General features: G+C 64.0%; 20 protein-coding genes and 1 pseudogene. 9 read left to right on the top strand and 12 right to left on the bottom strand.

The genetic code is table 11. The features are described from left to right. Positions 1-60: 60 nt before the first annotated feature. From BLT65_RS13140 to BLT65_RS13165, 6 genes are all read left to right on the top strand, one after another. Positions 61-1245: a M60 family metallopeptidase gene (locus tag BLT65_RS13140; protein ID WP_244186494.1), complete on the top strand. Its 1185-nt coding sequence runs from the start codon at positions 61-63 to the stop codon at positions 1243-1245. A gap of 207 nt (positions 1246-1452) precedes the next feature. Next, entirely contained in the window at positions 1453-2880 is a 1428-nt protein-coding gene (locus BLT65_RS13145; RefSeq protein ID WP_091778295.1) for a 3-oxoacyl-ACP reductase, read from the top strand. A 5-nt stretch (positions 2881-2885) separates the two neighbouring features. Then, a complete protein-coding gene (locus BLT65_RS13150; RefSeq protein WP_091778297.1) occupies positions 2886-3803 on the top strand; it encodes a MaoC/PaaZ C-terminal domain-containing protein in 918 nt (305 codons plus the stop codon). Between the two features lie 142 nt (positions 3804-3945). After that, a complete protein-coding gene (locus tag BLT65_RS13155; RefSeq protein ID WP_091778299.1) occupies positions 3946-5268 on the top strand; it encodes an acetyl-CoA C-acetyltransferase in 1323 nt (440 codons plus the stop codon). Between the two features lie 80 nt (positions 5269-5348). Further along, positions 5349-7136 carry an AMP-binding protein gene (locus tag BLT65_RS13160; protein WP_091778301.1) on the top strand — a complete coding sequence of 596 codons (1788 nt, stop codon included), beginning with the start codon at positions 5349-5351 and terminating at the stop codon, positions 7134-7136. Between the two features lie 61 nt (positions 7137-7197). Continuing rightward, positions 7198-8169: a DUF1571 domain-containing protein gene (locus tag BLT65_RS13165; protein WP_091778303.1), complete on the top strand. Its 972-nt coding sequence runs from the start codon at positions 7198-7200 to the stop codon at positions 8167-8169. On the opposite strand, the gene BLT65_RS13170 is transcribed toward BLT65_RS13165, so the two are convergent. The 6 genes from BLT65_RS13170 to BLT65_RS47200 all read right to left on the bottom strand — a co-directional run bounded on the left by BLT65_RS13170 (position 8170) and on the right by BLT65_RS47200 (position 12503). After that, positions 8170-8562 carry a hypothetical protein gene (locus tag BLT65_RS13170; protein ID WP_091778305.1) on the bottom strand — a complete coding sequence of 131 codons (393 nt, stop codon included), beginning with the start codon at positions 8560-8562 and terminating at the stop codon, positions 8170-8172. Between the two features lie 22 nt (positions 8563-8584). Next, positions 8585-10165 carry an FAD-binding oxidoreductase gene (locus BLT65_RS13175; RefSeq protein ID WP_091778307.1) on the bottom strand — a complete coding sequence of 527 codons (1581 nt, stop codon included), beginning with the start codon at positions 10163-10165 and terminating at the stop codon, positions 8585-8587. A gap of 120 nt (positions 10166-10285) precedes the next feature. Then, positions 10286-10750, bottom strand: a complete 465-nt coding sequence (locus BLT65_RS13180) for a hypothetical protein (protein WP_042315037.1) — start codon at positions 10748-10750, stop codon at positions 10286-10288. Between the two features lie 246 nt (positions 10751-10996). Beyond that, the gene (locus BLT65_RS13185) at positions 10997-11791 is read right to left on the bottom strand and encodes an anti-sigma factor family protein (protein ID WP_042315017.1); all 795 of its coding nucleotides are present in this window, start codon (positions 11789-11791) and stop codon (positions 10997-10999) included. Between the two features lie 10 nt (positions 11792-11801). Further along, the gene (locus BLT65_RS13190) at positions 11802-12320 is read right to left on the bottom strand and encodes a sigma-70 family RNA polymerase sigma factor (protein ID WP_042315018.1); all 519 of its coding nucleotides are present in this window, start codon (positions 12318-12320) and stop codon (positions 11802-11804) included. Between the two features lie 33 nt (positions 12321-12353). Then, positions 12354-12503, bottom strand: coding sequence for a hypothetical protein (locus BLT65_RS47200; RefSeq protein ID WP_165576871.1), 150 nt, complete (start codon positions 12501-12503; stop codon positions 12354-12356). Positions 12504-13019: 516 nt separating this feature from the next. Here BLT65_RS47200 and hfq point away from each other — a divergent pair. After that, a complete protein-coding gene (hfq, locus tag BLT65_RS13195; protein WP_042315020.1) occupies positions 13020-13481 on the top strand; it encodes an RNA chaperone Hfq in 462 nt (153 codons plus the stop codon). 78 nt (positions 13482-13559) lie between these two features. Here hfq and BLT65_RS13200 read toward each other — a convergent pair whose 3' ends face one another. After that, positions 13560-13787, bottom strand: coding sequence for a hypothetical protein (locus BLT65_RS13200; RefSeq protein WP_007587399.1), 228 nt, complete (start codon positions 13785-13787; stop codon positions 13560-13562). A gap of 270 nt (positions 13788-14057) precedes the next feature. On the opposite strand from BLT65_RS13200, the gene BLT65_RS47205 reads away from it, so the two are divergent. Continuing rightward, positions 14058-14228, top strand: a complete 171-nt coding sequence (locus BLT65_RS47205; protein WP_165576872.1) for a hypothetical protein — start codon at positions 14058-14060, stop codon at positions 14226-14228. A 265-nt stretch (positions 14229-14493) separates the two neighbouring features. Here the strand turns inward: BLT65_RS47205 and BLT65_RS13205 are convergent, their stop codons facing one another. Further along, on the bottom strand, positions 14494-15207 hold the full coding sequence (locus BLT65_RS13205) for a DUF2968 domain-containing protein (RefSeq protein ID WP_091778309.1): 714 nt from the start codon (positions 15205-15207) through the stop codon (positions 14494-14496). A 48-nt stretch (positions 15208-15255) separates the two neighbouring features. Next, positions 15256-15675: pseudogene (locus BLT65_RS13210) on the bottom strand (helix-turn-helix domain-containing protein); the annotation flags it as partial. Positions 15676-15987: 312 nt separating this feature from the next. Between BLT65_RS13210 and BLT65_RS13215 the strand changes: the two are divergent. Continuing rightward, complete coding sequence (locus tag BLT65_RS13215) at positions 15988-16473, top strand: DUF2147 domain-containing protein (protein ID WP_091778310.1); 486 nt, start codon at positions 15988-15990, stop codon at positions 16471-16473. A 121-nt stretch (positions 16474-16594) separates the two neighbouring features. Here the strand turns inward: BLT65_RS13215 and BLT65_RS13220 are convergent, their stop codons facing one another. The 3 genes from BLT65_RS13220 to lpdA all read right to left on the bottom strand — a co-directional run bounded on the left by BLT65_RS13220 (position 16595) and on the right by lpdA (position 19841). Further along, positions 16595-17047: a transposase gene (locus tag BLT65_RS13220; RefSeq protein WP_091778312.1), complete on the bottom strand. Its 453-nt coding sequence runs from the start codon at positions 17045-17047 to the stop codon at positions 16595-16597. A gap of 158 nt (positions 17048-17205) precedes the next feature. Beyond that, positions 17206-18303 (bottom strand): cell division protein ZapE, encoded by a 1098-nt coding sequence (gene zapE, locus BLT65_RS13225; RefSeq protein ID WP_042315024.1) that lies wholly within the window; start codon positions 18301-18303, stop codon positions 17206-17208. 107 nt (positions 18304-18410) lie between these two features. After that, positions 18411-19841, bottom strand: coding sequence for a dihydrolipoyl dehydrogenase (gene lpdA, locus BLT65_RS13230; protein ID WP_091778314.1), 1431 nt, complete (start codon positions 19839-19841; stop codon positions 18411-18413). Positions 19842-19880: the final 39 nt, after the last annotated feature.

Genomic DNA, 19880 nt, shown 5'->3' on the forward strand with positions numbered 1-19880 from the left:
AACCGGTCGGGACGCTATTCATTCACGCCGCTACCCTCGGCCGAAGCCGAGATGAAACGCATGAACACCATCATGAAACTGTCGGATCAGCAACCCACGGGTCGCTACGTGCGCAAGGGCGAGACTGTGCGCGTGAACATCAGCGGCATGCCAAATGCGTATCGTGCGAGCGCAATGGTCGGCTTCCGCCCTATGTACGGAAAGTCGACGGGTCAGCAGGCGGCGCCGCTGAGCAACGGTAACAACCGCTTCGTCGCCAGGCAGAACGGTCCGCTATTCATCAGGATCACCTCGCCGGGCGGCAAGCCCGCCATGTCGACTGAAGTCGATGTATCGGTCGCGGATGGCAAGCCCTTGCCCCTCTTCGTGCAAGGCCGCACGAGCATGGCCGACTGGCGGGCGCAACTGGACAACTACGCGGACGCGCCGTTCGTTCAGCTCGTCGGCCAGCACAGCATGATCACGTTGCCACGCGGCGTGTACCGGCACGCGCCCATCGCCGACCCATCGGCCACTCTGGCGGCCATCGGGCAGGTGCTGGCGATGCAGGATGCGCTGGCAGGATTCGACGACACAAAACCGGCCGACGCGCGCACGCCGCTGCGCGAGCACTTCGTGGTCGACTTCCGCACCTCGCCCAAGGAAAGAACAGGCGTGTACATGTACGCCACCGATCAATTCATCGGCATGTTCGCAGGCAACACGGCCGATCTGACCGACCCGGCGCGTCTGCGCAGTGAATGGGCTATCTGGCATGAGGTCGGACATACGCACCAGCAGGACTCCTGGACATGGGAAACGCTGGCCGAAGTCTCCGTCAACCTGTTCTCGCTGTATGTGCAGGAGAAGCTGGGCGAGCCCAACCGGCTGGACGAGCCCGAATATGACGGCATCACGCCCCGCGAGCGGGCGCGCGATTATCTGGCCCGCGCGGCGCGCAACTACGTATCGGACCCGGGCGGCAAATACGAGGAGCTGACATTCGTGCGGCTCGTGATGTTCGATCAGCTGAAGCACGCCTACGGCTGGGATCTCTTCACCCGGCTGTTCCGGTATTACCGCGAGCATCCTCTGCCTTACGACGTATCCGAGGCGGAAAAGGTAGACCAGTTCGTGATGGCGATGTGCATGGTATCCGGCAACGACCTGCGTCCGTTCTTCGAAAAATGGGGCTTGCGGGCCAGCGCGGACGCCTACGGCAAGATCGCCGCGATGCGTCTTCCCGTGCGCGCGATCGAAACCTGACCGGCCAGGGCTGAAGCTTCCGGCTGCGGCGCGGCTGCCACGACAGCGGCGCGGCTGGCACGTGACAGAATCGGCTCCGCGCAACGCACCGCAACATGCCCATGCAGACACCCCGCCCTCGCAAATCCGTCCCCCAACTTGCGGCAAGTCACGCGCTCCATGCACACTGTCGTTCATCCGCCGGTCCGGGAGCCAGGAGCCAATAACGTGAACGATTCCTACCTGAACTTCGTCAATTCGCCGCTGGGCGCGCGGGTCGCGCGTTCGCTCGGTTTGCCGAAGCCCGAGGTACTGCGCCGCTACCGCGCCGATGCGCCGGAATTCGACGGCATCGTCGCCGTCGGTGCGGGGCCGGCGCCGCAATTGCTCGACGCGCTCGCCGATGTCGTCGCGCATATCGGCATGACGAGCGTCGCGCATGCCAGCGCGGGCCTGTGGGTGCCGCTCGCGAACCGCCACGGGCTGATGACGGGCCGCTTCGAACCCGCCGATCCCGCAACCGGCTCGCAGGCGCGCGTGCGGGCGCTCGTGTTCGATGCGAGCGGCATCGAAAGCAGCGCGCAACTAGAGTCGCTCTACGCGTTCTTTCACGACGCGCTGCGCTCGCTCGACAAATGCGGCCGGATCGTCGTGCTCGGCCGCCCGCCCGAAGCGTGCGTCAGCCCGCGCCAGTGGACGGCACAGCGCGCGCTCGAAGGCGTGACGCGCTCGCTCGGCAAGGAAGCGCGGCGCGGCATCGCGGCCAATCTGATCTATGTGTCACAAGGCGCCGAAAGCGGCATCGAATCGACGTTGCGCTTCTTTCTGTCGCCGCGTTCAGCGTACGTGTCGGGCCAGGTCGTGCGGATCGGCGCGGCGCCCGGCGGAATCGCGCAGCACTTCGGCCCCGACTTCGACTGGACCCAGCCGCTCGCCGGCCAGCGCGCCGTCGTGACGGGTGCCGCGCGCGGCATCGGCGCGGCGATTGCGAACGTGCTCGCAGCGCAAGGCGCACATGTGATCGGCATCGACATTCCCAGCGCCACCGACGCGCTCGACGCCACCCTGCGCCCGCTCGGCGGCACGGCGCTCGCGCTGGACATCGCCGCGCCTGAGACGCCCGCGCAGATCGCCGCAGCGCTCGACGAACTCGGCGTCGACGTGTTCGTACACAACGCGGGCATCACGAAAGACAAAACCATCGCGAAGATGACGGAAGCGGCGTGGCGCAGCGTGATCGACATCAATCTGTCGGCGCAGGAGCGCATCGACGACGCGCTGCTCGAAGCGGGCACGCTGCGCGACGGCGGGCGCATTGTCTGTGTATCGTCGATCAGCGGCATCGCGGGAAACATGGGACAGACCAACTACGCGGCATCGAAAGCGGGCGTGATCGGCCGCGTGCAGGGCATGGCGCCGTATCTGGCCGCACGTCGCATCACGATCAACGCGGTCGCGCCCGGCTTCATCGAAACGCAGATGACCGCAAAGATGCCACTCGCGCTGCGCGAAGCCGGCCGGCGGATGAATTCGATGAGCCAGGGCGGCCAGCCCGCCGACGTCGCGCAGACCATCACCTGGCTTGCGCATCCCGGCTCGGCGGGCGTGACAGGCCAGGTCGTGCGTGTGTGCGGGCAAAGCCTGATAGGAGCGTGACCCTCATGGCGTTCTACGACTCCAGCTCGATGTTCGGCGCGCCGCGCCTGAAAACGGTCGTGCTGCCGGAGCTGCCCAAACCCGCGAAGCTGTATGCGCGGGCGCTGACGGGCGTCGTCAAGGGCTTCCAGCGCAACCGTTCGACCGATCTGCCCGCGCTTCGGCTCGTGCGCCCCGCCGTGTCGCTCGACTCCGTCGCGATCGAGCGCTATGCGCGCGTGTGCGGCTTTTTCCCCGAGCAGGGCATTCCATTCACGTTCCCGCATCTGCTGGCGTTTCCGCTGCATCTGCTGTTGCTGACGGACCCCGCGTTTCCGTGGTCCGCCCTCGGCCTCGTCCATCTGGCGAACAGCGTACACATGCGCCGCCCGCTTTCGTTCGACGACACCTTGCGCGTCGAAGTCGAATTCGGCGCGCGCCTGCGCCACGACAAGGGCCAGGCGTTCGTGGTGCAGACGCGCGTCTATCGCCGCGGCGAGGCGGTCTGGGACGGCGACAGCGTGTATCTGAAGCGCGGCGTCGCGGCGAGCGGCGATCCGCTCGCGCCGCTGGAGACGGCGAGCGACGCGCTCGTGCGCGCGGCGCGCTGGCAACTGCCGTCGCAACTGGGCCGCGACTACGCGAAGGCATCGGGCGACTTCAATCCGATCCATCTGTCGATGCTCTCGGCGAAAGCGTTCGGCTTTCCGCGCGCGATCGCCCACGGCATGTGGACGCTCGCACGCACGGCGGCGGCACTCCAGCCGCCCAAGCGACTCGCTGACGCGACACTCGCAGGCGAATTCAAGCTGCCGATGCTGCTGCCGGGCGAAGCGTCGCTGTGGACGGCATCGCCCTCGCCCACTGCGCGCGAATTCGAAGTACGCGATCCCGAAGGCGGCAAACCGCATCTGCGCGGCCGCTTCCAGTGGAATCTGCAATGACGCCGTGCCGCGCGCACCGCGCTGCACGACATGCATCCGACGTTGGAATCAATGCCCGGCCTGATTCGTTTCAAGCAGGTGCCGGGCGCTGCATGCACGATCCGATCCGTCCAACAGGCGGACACGACCCGGGAGCCCATTGATGCCTGACTCGTCACACCCATTCTTACAAGCGCTTCCCACCGCGCGCCGCGTCGCGATCCTCGGCGGCAACCGCATCCCGTTCGCCCGCTCGAACACCGCCTACGCGACGGCCTCGAACCAGGACATGCTGACCTTCACGCTGCAAGGTCTGATCGACCGCTACAACCTGCATGGCGAGCGCCTCGGCGAAGTCGCGGCGGGCGCCGTCATCAAGCATTCGCGCGACTACAACCTGACGCGCGAAGCCGTGCTGTCGACCACGCTGGCGAAGGAAACGCCCGCCTACGACGTGCAGCAGGCGTGCGGCACGGGCCTCGAAGCGGCGATTCTGGTGGCCAACAAGATCGCGCTCGGCCAGATCGACGCGGGCATTGCGGGCGGCGCCGATACGACGTCGGACGCGCCCATCGGCGTCAACGAACGGATGCGCAAGATCCTGCTCGAAGCGAACCGCGGCAGGTCGGCGGGACAGCGCGTCGGCGCGCTCGCGAAGCTGCGCCCCGGCATGTTCTCCAAGCCGCTTTTGCCGCGTAACAGCGAGCCGCGCACGGGGCTGTCGATGGGCGAGCACTGCGAGCTGATGGCCAAGCGCTGGGGCATCTCGCGCGAGGCACAAGATGTGCTCGCCTACGATAGCCACCGCAAGCTGACGGAAGCGTATGCGCGCGGCTTTCTGAACGACCTGATGACGCCCTTTCGCGGTCTCGCGCGCGACAACAACCTGCGCAGCGATCTGACGCTGGACAAGCTGGCCACGCTGAAACCCGTGTTCGACCGCGACGCGGGCACGATGACGGCGGGCAACTCGACGCCGTTGACGGACGGCGCATCGGCCGTGCTGCTCGCCAGCGAGGAATGGGCAGCGGCGCGCGGCCTTCCCGTGCTCGCATGGCTCACCTGGCACGAGACGGCGGCCGTCGATTTTTTCGACAAAAAGGAGGGTTTGCTGATGGCGCCGGCGTACGCGGTGCCGCGCATGCTGAAACGCGCGGGCCTGACGTTGCAGGATTTCGACTTCTACGAAATTCACGAGGCGTTCGCGGCGCAGGTGCTCTGCACGCTCGCCGCCTGGCAGGACGATGAGTACTGCCGCACGCAACTGGGACTCGAAGGCGCGCTGGGAACCATCGATCGCGCGAAAATGAACGTACACGGCGGATCGCTCGCGACGGGACATCCGTTCGCCGCCACGGGCGGACGGATCGTCGCGGGGCTCGCGAAGATGCTCGCGCAGCTCGACAAGCCAGCGGGCACCGCGCGCGGGCTGATTTCGATCTGCGCGGCGGGCGGCCAGGGTGTGGTCGCGATTCTGGAACGGTAGAATCGCGCGCCATCCGTACCCGCACGATTCATGCACACGACACATACAACGACAAAGCTAGTACACCGGGAGACACCGCTATGACCGAGCCGACCACATCACAATCGACGCAGACGCAGATGCAAACCCAGACGCAGGCACAGACACAAGCGCAGCGCGCGCCGAACACGGACGGCATCTGGTATGCATCGTACGCGCCCGATGTGCCGCGCGAGATCGACGTGTCGCAGTATGCGTCGCTGGTCGAGTTCTTCGACGAATGCACGACGCGCTTTCGCGAGCGCGTCGCCTATGTGAGTGTTGGCGAAAGTCTCACGTACGCCGAACTCGCGCGCAAGGCGACGGCGTTTGCCGCGTATCTGCAGAGCATCGGCGTGAAGCCCGGCGACCGCGTTGCGATCATGCTGCCGAACACGTTCCAGTATCCGATCGCGCTGTTCGGCGCGCTGAAGGCCGGCGCGATCGTCGTCAACGTGAATCCGCTCTATACGGTGCGCGAACTGTCGCATCAGCTGAAGGACAGCGCCGCGCAGACCATCATCGTGTTCGAGAACTTCGCGAAGACCGTCGAAGACTCGCTGCCGGGCACGCGTGTGCAGAACGTGATCGTCACGGGTCTCGGCGATCTGCTCAAGGACGGTCTGAACCTGAAAGGCAAGCTGATCAACTTCATGCTGCGCCACGTGAAGAAGCTCGTGCCCGCGTACAACCTGCCGCAAGCCGTGCCGCTGCTGGATGCGCTCGCAACGGGCTACAAGCGCACGCTGGCGCCCGTGCAGATTTCCCCCAATGACCTCGCGTTCCTGCAATACACGGGCGGCACGACGGGCGTCGCGAAAGGCGCGATGCTCACCCACCGGAACATGGTCGCGAATCTGTTGCAGGCGAAAGTCTGGGCGGAAGGCCAACTGACCGACGATATCGAAACGGTGCTCACGCCGTTGCCGCTCTATCACATCTACTCGCTGACCGTGAACGCGATGATTTTCATGGGACTGGGCGGGCGCAACATCCTGATCGCGAATCCGCGCGACATCAAGATGGTGATGAAGATCCTGCGTAACGAAACCTTCACGGGCATCACGGCCGTCAACACGCTCTACAACGCGTTCCTCGACAACGAAGATTTCCGCCAGCGCGACTTCTCGAAGCTCAAGCTCGCGATGGCGGGCGGCATGGCGATGCAAAAGGCCGTGGCCGACCGTTTCCGCGAGGTGACGGGCAAGCCGATCATCGAGGGCTATGGGCTGACGGAATGTTCGCCGATCGTGTCGATGAACCCGGTGGATCTCAAGCACATGCGCGAGTTCGACGGCTCGATCGGCCTGCCCGCGCCGTCCACTCAGGTGCGCTTTCGCAAGGACGACGGCAGCTGGGCGAATATCGGCGAGCCGGGCGAGCTGTGCGTGCAAGGTCCGCAGGTGATGAAAGGCTACTGGAACCGTCCCGACGAAACCGCGAAGGTGCTCGACGACGACGGCTGGCTCGCGACAGGCGATATCGGCGTGATGGATTCGCGCGGCTATATCCGGCTGATCGACCGCAAGAAAGACATGATTCTTGTGTCGGGTTTTAATGTGTATCCGAACGAGATCGAGGACGTGATCGCGATGCACCCCGACGTGCGCGAAGTGGCCGCGATCGGTATTCCCGACGTCGCACAGGGCGAGCGCGTGAAAGTCTTCGTCGTGCGACGCAACCCTTCGCTCACCGAGGAACAGGTGATCGCGCATTGCCGCAAGAATCTCACAGGCTACAAGGTGCCGAAGGTCGTCGAGTTCCGCGACGAGCTTCCGCAAACGAATGTCGGCAAGATCCTGCGGCGCGAGCTGCGCGATCAGGAGCTGGCAAAGCAGACAACCTCGTGACGGTTTCGCGCGCCTGACCGCGTAGCAATGGCGAAGCCTTCCGCGCTTTTGGGAGCGATTGATGCGTCACCCGGAGTTTGTGGGAAAGCGTTCGCGCTACCGGTTCAGTCGTCGCTGGCGTGCTGGCTCGCGCTGGATATCGCTAATCGTCGCGCAGATGGTTTGCGTGTTGATCGCGGGGGCAGCCGCCGCGCAGAACGATGCGTCCGCGCTCGCCGCGCATGTCGCCCCGCAGGTCACGCTGGGCGCCAGTGAGGCCGTCGCGAATGCCGCGAAGCTGCCGCTCGAGCAGCAGGTCAAATGGCTGCGCAACGCCGCGCAAAGCGGCGCGCTCGAACAGATGGACGACGCGCAGCTCGTCGCGCTGTTCGAATCGTTCGATCCACTCACGCTGCCGCGCTATATCGAGGAAGGACCGAACGGCTACCCGTCGTACGAGTTCACGATGCTGCGCCAGGAGCGCATTCGCGGCATCTGGCCGCGCCGGCCCGATCACATGCTCGTGCGGCTCACGCGCGAGCCGCTGCGCATCTACGGCCGGTGGCTGCCCGACGGCCCCCATGCGGGCCAGGAAATCATCTACGACGCGTCGAAGCGCGCCGACGAGATGTACGGCCATCTCGGCGGCATCTTCAACATCATCCCGCTGTGGACATCGATCAACGGCACGCTGGCGCGCTCGCAATCGAACCATCAGGTGCGCGATCTCGGCACCGAATTCATCGCGCAGCAGTTTCTCGACGAAGGCAAAAAATTCGCAAATGTGGGCATCACACGGCCTGCGGAGATCGACGTGCGAACCATCGACGGCGTGCGCGTTATTGCCTTCACGTACGAAACGCCCACGGGCCAGCCGGAGTACTACGCGAAAAAGGAAGTGCTCGGCCTCGATCTGCGGCACCCGTATTTCCGGATGGCCGAATCGTACGGCAACGATGGACAGATTTTCGAACGCATCGTGTTCCTGACGATCACGCCGAAAACCTTCGACGACATGGCGTTCGATCCAAAAAACCCCGAGTACCGGTTCTGATCAGGTCGTCAGCGCGAACGCGACCGACGCGCGCTGCGGCACGCTGCGCGCGTGCGTGATCGGCGCGGCGGGTGGCAGCGCGAGCCGCGCGAGTACGAAGAAATCAGCGGCGCGCGTGACACCGACGAGCGTCAGCCGTCCGCCCGAGCGCATTACGCGCGGCGCGAGCGTGTCGTACCAGAGGGCGGCGATATCGGCGTGCGGCGTGGCGCTCACGTCGAAAACGGGCAGACGCATGCGCGCGGCGTGATCGCTCAGCGCCGTGGATTCGGGCAGCGCCGTGTCGATCAGCGCGAGGTCGGCGCGCATCCCGTCCAGATGCAGCCACGGCACGCTGAAAGCCGGTGCCGCCGACAGCCATGCGCCCGTTGCGATGAATGTGCGCCGCCGCATGTCATGCCCTCACGCTCATGGTTCACGTATATCCGCGCCAGTTGCGAAACGCCTTTGGCCAGATGCCCTGCTTGCCCGGCGACAGAATCCCCGCCGGATCGAGCGCGTCCTTGATTGCCTCCGACAGCCGCAGCATGGCGCCGTCGTTGAAGTTGTAGCGCGCCGCCGCGAAGTCCATGTAGACGAGATGCGAGCGGTACTCGCCGTAACCCGCGCCGTGCGCGTCGCTCATCCACGCGCGCAGCAGATCGGCGGCCTGTTCGCTCTGCCGCGCATCGCTTTTATCGAAGATCGCCGCGGCGATGTGATGCAGATGCCGCTCGCCCGATGTGAAGCCGCCGTAGTAGTCGAAGCCGTATTCGTTGGCGCGCGCTTTGGCCATCGAATACTGGCGCATCGCGTCGCGGCCCGTCGCCGGACAGACGGGCGAAAAGTCGACATGCGCGCCGCTGCCGCCACGCCAGTCGAGCATGCGGAACGCCGTCATGCCCGGAATGCCGGCGAGGTTGCGATCGCCGCCCCCTTCCGGCTCGGCGCTGCCGTCATAGGTCTTCGACAGCATCCGCGCACCCGGAATGCGGCCAAACGCGCGCCGCACGATCGCTTCTTGCGCGTCGATCACTTCGCGCTCGCCGTAGAGCGCGTAATGCAGATTCCAGCGGCCGATTTTCAGCGCCTCGGTCATCGACGCGATCGCGCTCTCCGGCATCACGCCCTTGCCCTGATACCACTGCGAGCGCGGCCCGATGCCCGCCGCGCGCCGCAGCGCGCCTTCGATCACCGCCTGGTTGCCGATCGTGCCGTTTAGCCGCAACGGCCGCAACGTCTCGACGACCGCATCCAGATCGTCGTCGCGCTGAAACTGGATCTCGCCCAGCAGATACGCGCTCGGCGCAGGCATCAGCCAGACGCCCATCTTCGTGACGATGCCGTAGTTCGACTGCATGAACATCGGATCGAACGACGGCCCGTAGCCATACCTGAACGCCTGCCACGACGTGCCGATCTCGATCCCGCCCATGCCCGTGCGCACGAGATCGCCATTCGCGAGCACCACTTCCATCCCGCACTGCGCCGCCGCGTGATCGCCGTAGGCCGTCGTGCCGAAGCCGCGTTCGAGCGTGTTGCCGACGATGCTGCCCCAGCCCGCCGCGGGCGGATCGACCCACAGCTTGTAGCCGCGCTCGCGCAGATAATGATGCAGATCGAAGTAGCTGACGCCGGGTTCGACGAGCGCATAGGCGAGTTGCTCGTCGACGGCGAGAATTTTATTCATCCGCTGCAGATCCAGCACCACCGATCCGGGCAAACGCGGCGCCGCGCCGCCGTATGCGAAGTTGCGTCCTGTGGACACCGTCCAGAGCGGAATGCGGTACTCGTTCGCGACGCGCAAGATCGCGCGGATCTCATCGACGCTCGCGGGCAGCAGCACCGCCGACGGCACGAACGATGCCGCCAGCGAGCCCGGTGCGAACGGATCGGCATAAGGCGCAAGGCTTGCCGGCGACGACGCGACCTGGGTCGCGCCGACGATCGCCTCGAAGGCGGCGAGCGCGCGGTCGAACGTCGCGGCGGAAATGTCCGGCGGCAGGATGCGTGTCAAGGTGTCCTCTCGTCGTGTCGAAGCGGTATCGGCTGACTGGGTTGCTGGCTGTAGTTCGTTAGAGTTTGTTCGTTACTGGCAGTCGACGAAAGGCGTTCGCGCGACACGCATCGCGCACGATCAACGCCGATGCCCACCGCCCATGCCACCCATGCCTCCCCATGTGTGCCCGCCACCCCAGCCGTGCATGCCACCCGCTCCGTGGAATCCGCCGCCCTGCCGCCCCCAATGCACGTGGTTCATGTGATGGAAATGATGGAAGCGGTCGACGAACACGAACGACGCGCCAAAGCCCACGGCGACAGGCGGCCCCCAATACCACGGGTCATAGTAAGGATAGGCGGGAATCGGATAGACGACGGCGGCCGCGTCGCCGCCCTGCTGGATTTGCCATGTCCCATCCGGCTGCTGGCAAGCAAGCCCGCTGATCTGCTGCATCGTGCCGTCGATCTCCGCCTGGCCGACGATGTTGCGGCATGTCATCTGATCGTTGAGCGGCTCTTGCGCGGCAACGGGCGGTGAAGCCAGCACCGCGCATCCGGCGCACACGCACAGCGTCGCGCCGAGTCCAAACAAAGTACGCATGATGTGTCCTGCCCGACGGTGCGGTGTCGCGGCACGTTCGCGTGCCGTCGCCGTGAAGACGCCATCGATTCGCCTTGCAGGACGCGCGGCCAGTGGCCGCTGCAGATTCGCCGGGAGCGAAAAATCACGCGCCTGCACAACTTAAACGCTTGTACACAAGGCGCTATTCCTGTTGCGCGGGAAGCGGCGGCGCACATCGTGTTACACGATGTTTCCGCCGTCTGAAAAGACGACGCGGCGCGACGATTACTGCCACGTCTCCGGACGGCCGCCGAGTTCGCCGCACACTTCGATCGCGATCGAGCGCAGCTTGTCTTCCTCGATCGGGCCGGACAGCGCGTAACCCATGTGGTCGCTGATCCAGTAGAAGGTGCGCCGGTTGCCGTCGCGGAACAGCCGGAACGCGGTCTCGTCCTTCGGGATGCCCGTCACGTAGAGCGTGAGCCGCGCGCCGCCCTGGTTCTCGTACATGAATTGCGCGGCAGGTCCCGCCTCGCCCGGCAACAGCCGACCGCCGACGAGCGTATAGCCGTACTCCTGCAGCGACGGCACGGACAGGTGGCGGTTCAGGCGCTTCGACAGCCAGTTGATCAGATGCTCTTCCTCGGCGGCCGCCACCTCGACGGGATGACGGCGCTCCGGCGTGTAGACGGCATACGCGATATCCGCGCGCCGCGCGAACGACATCACGTCGCCATTGCCGCCGCCCCCAAGGCGCGGCACGAGCGGGCCGAGCGCGAGCGCCAGCCCCGCGCCAACCGCGAGCCAGCACGCGGCGACGGCCACGCGGCGCCACCACGGAATGCGCGCGCGCAGCACGATGAACGGCGGCTCCTCGCGTTCGGGCGCGCCGCACAGCGCCTGCAGCGCGGCCTTCTGCGCGCGCCACGACGCGACCTGCGCGGCCGCCTGCGGGTCGCGCGCCAGATGCTCGCGCACGGCGGCGCGCTCGCCCTCGGGCAACTCGCTGTCGACGAATGCCGACAGCGCGCGCAGATCTGGCGCGTTCGCGGAACCGGTAGTGTTTTCGTCGTTGTTCATTGCGCGCTTCTCACCTGGCCTTCACCACTTTCAGCGACGGCGACTTATGAACGGGCCCTTCCGTCAACAGTGCCCGCATATGCTCACGGGCGCGAGACAGCCGCGACATCACCGTGCCGATCGGCACGCCGAGCGCCACGGACGCCTCCTGATAGCTCAACTCCTCCACGCAAACCAGCAACATCACCTCGCGCTGCTCGACGGGCAGACAATAAAGCGCGCGCTGCACATCGCGCAACACCAGACCGTCGACTTCGCCGCGCGGCGCTTCGAGATTGCGCCAGGGCGCGCTCTCGTCGTCGACGGCGATTTCGCGGCGCACCCGCAGCTGGTCGATATACAGATGCCGCAGGATCGTCAGCAGCCACGCGCGCAGATTGCTGTCGGGGCGAAAGCCCTTCCAGCGCGCGAGCGCGCGCTCGGCCGTATCCTGAACCAGATCGTCCGCCCAAGCTGGGTCACCCGTCAGCGCGCGCGCATAGCGCCGCAACTGCGGGAGCCACGAAATCACTTCCGCTTCGAAGTTCACCCGGCGCAAGCTGTCATGCGAGCACAGGCATCGTCAATAGCCGCCACTGCTGCCGCTCGATCCGCTGCTGCTCCCACCCGACGGACTCATTTCGCCCGTGGATTGACACGCGGTCAGCGAGAGGGATGCCACCCCGAGCGCGAGCACGACGAATACAGCCGATACCAGTCTGGACACTTTCATGTAGAACCTCCTGCACGGCGGGGCGCGACGTATCGCATAGCCATGCGTTGAACCGGCGGCACGCACGCGACCGACAGATGACGCGACGCCGGTGACCCATTGGACAGTTGAGGAAACCTTCTGCAAAGACGGACGCTCATTTCCGACGCGTGCTACTGACACTTCCGTCTTTCCTTCTCACGGCATCGCGCCTTTTGTGCGATGCCTGACCGATAAACGCTCGTGGCGGGCGTTTTATTCCGCGGCATTCGCGAATGGCGACATCTTTCGTCTGGCGCGAGCGTGCGTATCGACGCCGTCTCGCGCCCTCAACCGCCCGTGAACGTTGGCTGGCACGCATAGCGCCGCATGATTTGGTAACTCAGCGTTACACTTGATCTTTAAAGGATGCTTCCGCGCCCACAAGTGGTTATAGTGGGCGTCAACCCCGTTCGACGTTTGGAACCCATCATGTCGCCATAAAGCGACAACGGGTAAAATCACGGCGAACAACCGTTTCTCTACACACAATTGTCCATGCCTTCCGCAGAATCGCATCCGCAAAACGACTTTATGAACGCAGCGCGCAAAGAACGTAAGCGCGTTGAGATTTACCTCGTCAACGGCATTCGCCTGACGGGCTGCATTGAGTCGTTCGACCAGTATCTGGTGATGCTGCGCACGCCCGTCGGGCTGCAAGGCATCTACAAGCGCGCCATTTCCACGATCCAGCTGGACACGGGCACGCGCCCCGCGCCGCGCGCAGGACGGCCGTCGCATGGCGAGCATTCGGCACGCGGCCCGCACGGCTCGCGTGAGCATCGCGAGCCCCGGGAACCGCGCGAGCCGCGTGAGTCGTATGGCGCGTCGCAAGGGCCGTCGGACCGGTCTTCGTCGTCGGACGCTCCCGTGGTCGTCACCCGCCGCAGGCGTCTGTACGGCGCGGGCAACAATGGTAACGATCAGGGTAATAACAACGGCGGCGGCAGCACTGAATAAGCCCGAATAAGCCCAACAGGCTTCACCGCAGAATGCGGCGCGCGCCCAGCGCGCCTGCACTGCAACACGGGCAGCTGGCTAGCCGGGACGACTGGCCAGTTGCTTGAGCATCCTCTCGATCCGCACGCCCTGTTGGGCAGTCAGTTCATACCCGCACTTCACTTCGAGCACCCGTCGCTGCCAGTAGCGGGCATTCAGCAGATGCACCATCGGCTGACGCATTGCCCACTCCAGATGCTCCAGTTCCGATTCGACAACATGTGACGCGTTCAAGCGCTGTCCGCTGCCATATCCGTTCGGTTGCATGGTCGCCCTCGTAAGCCATCTGCGCCCGGCGCTTTCGTGTGCGCCGGCGTCGTGTGACACCCTTATAACGAACGATCCCGCGAGAAATTCCATTGGCCTGCATGGAACCTACAACATGCTTTCGCAATCTTCAACCTGAGTTGCTGGTCCGCGTGCGATTCGCGCGGCGTTGTGTGCGTTCTATGTGCGTTTGGCCTATGCCATTGGCCTCGGCGGCTGCGATGGCCCGATTGCGTTATGCTGACTTCAATCTACGTAGCGGAGCCTGTCATGTCCACTTCGAAACACCCCGCCCCGAAGGCGCCCGACAAACATCCGTCCAGCGACGAACGTCTCGACGAGGCGCTCGACGAGACCTTTCCCGCCAGCGACCCGATCGCGGTCGATCCCGACGAGGACGACGACGATAACCGTCAAGGCAAGCAGAAGAAGTCGCGCTGAGGAAGACAGTTGCGAGGCGAGATGTACCATCCGCGCGGACGCTATGCGCACGCGGGATGGATAAAGCCGGCCGTGTGACCGACGACGAAGAGCGTGCCGTGCGCGGATGCACGGTTCACGTTGCTATCGCCGCCTACGTCGACGCAAACGCCTCGCGGCGGCGCAGACGAACGAACCCACGCATGATCAGATGCGCAGCGTGGGTCTGGTCAAACACGCATGGCGAGCCGCGAAGCCATCGAAGGCCAGCGCGGCTCTTGCAACGTCAGCGCACCGCCAAGCCGCTTTCGAGCTGACGCTGCAGATCGCGCACCTGGCGCTGCGCCGCGCGCAACTGCTCCTGCGACTGCGCCTTCTGCTGCGCAAGCGCCGTAGCTTCCGCACGGGTCTGCTGCTGCATGCTGTTGACGATGGTCTGCTGCTCGTGCGCGATGTTCAGGTCGGCCTGCAGACGGCTCGCGCGTTCCTGCGAAAGCGCGACGAGGCGATCCGTGTACGCCTTCTGCGCTTCGAGCTTGGTGCGGCGGATTTCGACATCGGACAGCTGCGCCGTCTGACGCGCGAAGTCGCGGTAGATCAGCTCGGCGCGCGCTTCATCCTGCGTCTTGATCACGCGCCATAAGTTCTTCTGCTGGAAGAGCGCGACGTAGTACGTCATGTCCTTGCCATAGAACAACAGGCTTGCCCCGTAGCTGCCGTTGTAGGTCGTGCGCAACTCGGTGATATCGGCGCCGTGAATCTTCTGTTGCAGTTCCGCGACATTGCCTGTCGCCGATTGCTTCGCCTCATCCGGCGTGAGCGCAATCGTTTGACTGTCCGCAGTGACGGGAGCAGCAGCAGGCGTCGTCTGCGCAGCGATCACACCCGCTGCGTCGTTCGTGCCGTTACTGGCAGAACTCTGCGCGTAGACCCCTTGAACGCCCCCGAAAACGATCATTGCCGACATCACGATGTGTCGAACTTTCGACTTCTGGTCCATGTAATTTCTGCTCGTGTCGTGTTTTAGTTTTGCAAAACCGTTCAATTATTACTCACTTTCACGCGTTGCGGGTTCCTCGTCGAAAATTTGGTACTTACGCATCTTTTCCCACAGCACCTTGCGGCTGATGCCGACGTATTACGCCGTTTCCTGGCGGCGCCAGCTGTTCGCATCGAGCGGCGCGAGCACGCGGTTGCAACCGGCCATATCCCACTTGCTGCGATCGACGCGCACTTCCGCCGCGCTCTCGGCAGGCACGGGCTGATTGCTGCGCGCAACCGCAAGCAGCCGGTACAGGTGCGCCGCATCCTACGCGCCGATCTGCCGCACCGTCACGCCGATCCGTTCGACCAGGTTGCGCAGCTCGCGCACGTTGCCGCAGGAGTACGTGTCGGCGACGGCGTCCGCGAGCCAGTACGGAATATCCGATAGCGACGCGAGCCGCTCGGCCGCGACCACGGGCGCGATAACGTCACCTATCTCGCGGCGCATGGCGCGCTGCCCATCGGCAGTGAAGGCATGAGCGCGAAGATCGACGCGTCGCACTATCGCGGCAATCCGAAGGACAACTCCGGCTTGCCTTCGTATCAGTTGAACTGACTCATGCGTCGTTACCAGAACATGCACCAATTAGAGCATTCACTATCAAACGGGGCGAATACTTTCACGTATTCTGCCCTCTCCCATGCATCGAAAGACAGGTATGGCGCCGCCTCGCATCAGCACTCACACGGCGCCGCGCGACATTCATCGCGACGATTTTCAACAAGGAGGACGACAATGACATCACTCACCCGGCGCCCGCGCTTTGCGCTCGGCACTATGTTGAAGCAGGCTGTCGTGGCCGGCGCGCTGCTCGCGGGCGCCGTCACGGCATTCGCACAATCCGACACGCCTGTCGGAACATGGCAAACCATCGACGATCATACGGGCCAGCCCAAAGCACTCGTGCAGATCACGCAGGACGGGAACGGCAGGCTGAGCGGCAAGGTCATCAAAGGGCTCGGCCCGAACGATCAGCCAGATCGCCGCTGCACCGCCTGCACGGACGCGCGCAAAGATCAGCCGATTCTCGGCATGACGATCATCGACGATATGAAAAAGGACGGCGAAGGCTGGGACGGCGGGCAGATTCTCGACCCGGAGAACGGCAAGCTCTACAAATGCAAGATGCACGTCGAAGACGGCGGACAGAAGCTGGTGGTGCGCGGGTACATTGGCGTATCGCTGCTGGGGCGTTCGCAGACGTGGGTTCGCCAGAACTGAGGTTGTCGCGCGGTGCTCGCTTTTCGGCGAGCGCCGCAGCAGGACGTAAAAAAGCCGGTCTGGCGTTTAGTGTCGCCAGACCGGCTTTTTGTTGTCGCGTGCGCTCAATTCGTTCGATCCGTCATGCCGCGTTCTTGAAAGGACTGGTGTAGTCGAACACCAGCGGCGCCGCGGGCACGACAGACGGCGGCGTGAACAGCGGCGTGGCGGGCACGGGCGGCTGCGCGGCATCGTTCGCGCCTGCGGACACGTTCGGCGCGTGGGTGCGCATGCGGGACTCCATCGTGTTGCACAATTCGCCACTTGCGTCGCCGAACAACTGGTCCATCACACGTTGCAATACACCAGCCTGATGCCACGCCTTGAAACGGCGGTGACAGGTTTGATATGACGGGTATTTGCGCGGCATGGCGGACCAGGTAGCGCCGCTGTAGATCACCCAGAGCACGCCGTTGAGCACGGAGCGGGTGTTGGCAAGCGGCCGGCCGCGCAGTTCGGAACGCGGTCGCAGTTCCGGTAGCAGCGGCGCGATGCGCTGCCATTCTTCATCACTAATATCGCGATAGGGGGTCATGGGATCTCCATTCGTCAAGAGTATTTCGACGATATAGAGTCGCCCCACTACCGAATATCAGACCAATCCGAATCTTGAAAATACACCGCCGGCCGCTGCAGCATGGTTCCGCGCGTATCGCGCTATCCCAAACGGGGCGGCCGCAGGCGGGAATTTGATTAGGTTAGCGATGTATCGACGATTCGTCGCGGCGTATCCAGATATTCCTGCGACTGCATCTCGACGATACGCGAAACCGTGCGCGTGAACTCGTTGGCCATCGGCCCTTCTGTGTAGAGTTCTTCGGGCGGCACGGCGGCCGACATCAGCAGCTTGACCTTGTGATCGTAGAACACGTCGATCAGCCACGTGAAACGACGCGCTTCGGACTGCATACGAGGCGTCATCTGCGGAATGCCGGACAGTATCACCGCGTGGAAGCGGCTCGCCAGTTCGAGGTAGTCGTTTTGCGAGCGCGGGCCGCCACACAGCGTCGCGAAATCAAACCAGACGACGCCGTCCGCGCGGCGCAGCGCCTTCAGCTCGCGCTTCTCGATACGCAGCAGCGGGCTTTCGTCGGGCACGGCGGCGAGCTTGCCGAATGCGTCGCGCAGGGCTTTATCGGAGGCGGCGCCGAGCGGCGTGTGATACACCTCGACCTGCGACAGCGTGCGCCGCCGGTAATCAACGCCAGCATCGACGTTGATCACGTCGAGCTTGCTCTTGATCAGTTCGATAGCTGGCAGCAGACGGTCGCGATGCAAACCATCGGGATAAAGCAGATCGGGATCGTAGTTGGACGTCATCACGAACTGCACGCCGTTCGTGAACAGACGATCCAGCAGCCGGTACAGGATCATCGCGTCCGCGATATCCGATACGTGGAATTCGTCGAAGCAGATCAGCCGATAACGCTTCGCGATGCGCCGCGCGAGTTCGTCGAGCGGATCGGCCTGCCCTTTCAGTTCTTCGAGCTCGCGATGCACTTCTCGCATGAACTCGTGAAAATGCAGACGCGTCTTACGCACGAGCGGCACGACTGCGTAAAAGCTGTCCATCAGGAAGCTCTTTCCGCGCCCTACGCCACCCCACATATAGACACCCTTCGGCAGATCAGGGTGCATGATCAGCTTCATAAAGGCGTTCGGACGACGTGCCTTATACGCAGCCCACTCTTCATAGCACTGTTGCAGACGATCGACGGCCGCGCGTTGGGCCGGATCAGACTCGTATCCCCGGGTCTGCAATTCCTGTTCGTAGTATTCGGTGACGTTCATTGTGTGAGACAGCAATGAAGAAGGCGGGAGGGATTCAACCCACCCGCCTTCGTCGTGTTTCGCTTTCAGCCCATGTTCAGCGCAATTCAGAACCGGGCAGATGCGTCTTACATGTTCAGCGCGCGCTTGTCGACGGCGAGCGCCGCTTCACGCATCACTTCAGACAGCGACGGGTGCGGATGGCAGATACGGCCGATGTCTTCCGACGCAGCCTTGAACTCCATCGCGACAACCGCTTCAGCGATCAGATCCGACGCATTCGCCGAGATGATGTGTACGCCGAGCAGTTCGTCCGTCTTCGCGTCGGCGATCATCTTGACGAAACCATCCGCCTTGTTGATGCCGAGCGCGCGACCGTTCGCCATGAACGGGAACTGGCCCGTCTTGACTTCGCGGCCTTCAGCCTTGAGTTGCTGCTCCGTCTTGCCGACCCACGCGATTTCCGGTTCCGTGTAGATGACCCACGGCACGCAGTTGTAGTCGATGTGCGGCTTCTGGCCGTCGATGATTTCAGCAACCAGCACGCCTTCGTCTTCCGCCTTGTGCGCGAGCATCGGGCCGCGCACCACGTCGCCGATTGCGTACACGTTCGGTACCGACGTCGCGCAGTGGTCGTCGACGTCGATGAAGCCGCGCTCGTTCGCCTTCAGGCCGATCGCTTCGAGGCCGAGGTTGTCGGTGTTCGGCACGCGGCCGATCGACACGATCAGGCGGTCCGCGTCGAGCGTCTTCGCGTTGCCGTCCTTGTCCGTGTACGAGATCGACACGCTGTTGTCGCTTGCCTTCACTTCACCGACCTTCACGCCGACGTGAATATCGAGGCCCTGCTTCTTGAACTGCTTCGCAGCTTCCTTCGCGAGCGCCTGGTCGGCGGCGCCGAGGAATTCGGGCAGCGCTTCGAGCACGGTGACTTCCGAGCCCAGGCGGCGCCACACCGAGCCCAGTTCGAGGCCGATCACGCCCGCGCCGATCACGGCGAGCTTCTTCGGCACTTCGGTGAACGACAGCGCGCCTTCGTTATCCGCGACGATCTTGTTGTCGACGGGGACGTTCGGCAGGTGACGCGCCTTCGAGCCCGTCGCGATGATCACGTTCTTCGCCGTGACCACTTCCGTTTCGCCTTCGCCCGACACTTCGATCTGCACACCGGCGTCCGTCTTGCCCGTGAACTTGCCATGACCCTTGAGCCACGTGATCTTGTTCTTGCGGAACAGGAACTCGATGCCCTTCGTCATTTTTTCGACGATGCCTTCCTTGCGGGCCAGCATCTTCGCGATATCAACCTTCACGTTCTCCACGCTGATACCGTGGTCCGCGAGGTGATGCGACGCGTTTTCGAACTCTTCCGACGAAGCCAGCAACGCCTTCGACGGAATGCAGCCCACGTTCAGGCACGTGCCGCCCAGCTTCAGGGCGCCGGCCGGGTTCTTCCACTTTTCGATACAGGCAACCGTCTTGCCGAGTTGCGCAGCGCGAATGGCCGCGATGTAGCCGCCGGGACCGGCACCGATCACGACGACGTCAAATTCTTTGGACATGACTATCCTTTTTGGCTAACCGACGCGGCCGCGCTTCGC

It is taken from the genome of Paraburkholderia steynii (assembly GCF_900100565.1).
GTDB classification, from domain to species: Bacteria; Pseudomonadota; Gammaproteobacteria; order Burkholderiales; family Burkholderiaceae; genus Paraburkholderia; species Paraburkholderia terrae.

Coding starts and splice junctions, on each gene's coding strand:
- BLT65_RS13180 (WP_042315037.1), bottom strand. CDS start 10,750: ATGCGTACTTTGTTTGGACTCGGCGCGACGCTGTGCGTGTGCGCCGGA.
- BLT65_RS13200 (WP_007587399.1), bottom strand. CDS start 13,787: ATGCAACCGAACGGATATGGCAGCGGACAGCGCTTGAACGCGTCACAT.
- BLT65_RS13155 (WP_091778299.1), top strand. CDS start 3,946: ATGCCTGACTCGTCACACCCATTCTTACAAGCGCTTCCCACCGCGCGC.
- BLT65_RS13160 (WP_091778301.1), top strand. CDS start 5,349: ATGACCGAGCCGACCACATCACAATCGACGCAGACGCAGATGCAAACC.
- BLT65_RS47200 (WP_165576871.1), bottom strand. CDS start 12,503: ATGAAAGTGTCCAGACTGGTATCGGCTGTATTCGTCGTGCTCGCGCTC.
- BLT65_RS13165 (WP_091778303.1), top strand. CDS start 7,198: ATGCGTCACCCGGAGTTTGTGGGAAAGCGTTCGCGCTACCGGTTCAGT.
- BLT65_RS13215 (WP_091778310.1), top strand. CDS start 15,988: ATGACATCACTCACCCGGCGCCCGCGCTTTGCGCTCGGCACTATGTTG.
- zapE (WP_042315024.1), bottom strand. CDS start 18,303: ATGAACGTCACCGAATACTACGAACAGGAATTGCAGACCCGGGGATAC.
- BLT65_RS13185 (WP_042315017.1), bottom strand. CDS start 11,791: ATGAACAACGACGAAAACACTACCGGTTCCGCGAACGCGCCAGATCTG.
- BLT65_RS13140 (WP_244186494.1), top strand. CDS start 61: ATGAACACCATCATGAAACTGTCGGATCAGCAACCCACGGGTCGCTAC.
- lpdA (WP_091778314.1), bottom strand. CDS start 19,841: ATGTCCAAAGAATTTGACGTCGTCGTGATCGGTGCCGGTCCCGGCGGC.
- BLT65_RS13150 (WP_091778297.1), top strand. CDS start 2,886: ATGGCGTTCTACGACTCCAGCTCGATGTTCGGCGCGCCGCGCCTGAAA.
- BLT65_RS47205 (WP_165576872.1), top strand. CDS start 14,058: ATGTCCACTTCGAAACACCCCGCCCCGAAGGCGCCCGACAAACATCCG.
- BLT65_RS13220 (WP_091778312.1), bottom strand. CDS start 17,047: ATGACCCCCTATCGCGATATTAGTGATGAAGAATGGCAGCGCATCGCG.
- hfq (WP_042315020.1), top strand. CDS start 13,020: ATGCCTTCCGCAGAATCGCATCCGCAAAACGACTTTATGAACGCAGCG.
- BLT65_RS13205 (WP_091778309.1), bottom strand. CDS start 15,207: ATGGACCAGAAGTCGAAAGTTCGACACATCGTGATGTCGGCAATGATC.
- BLT65_RS13170 (WP_091778305.1), bottom strand. CDS start 8,562: ATGCGGCGGCGCACATTCATCGCAACGGGCGCATGGCTGTCGGCGGCA.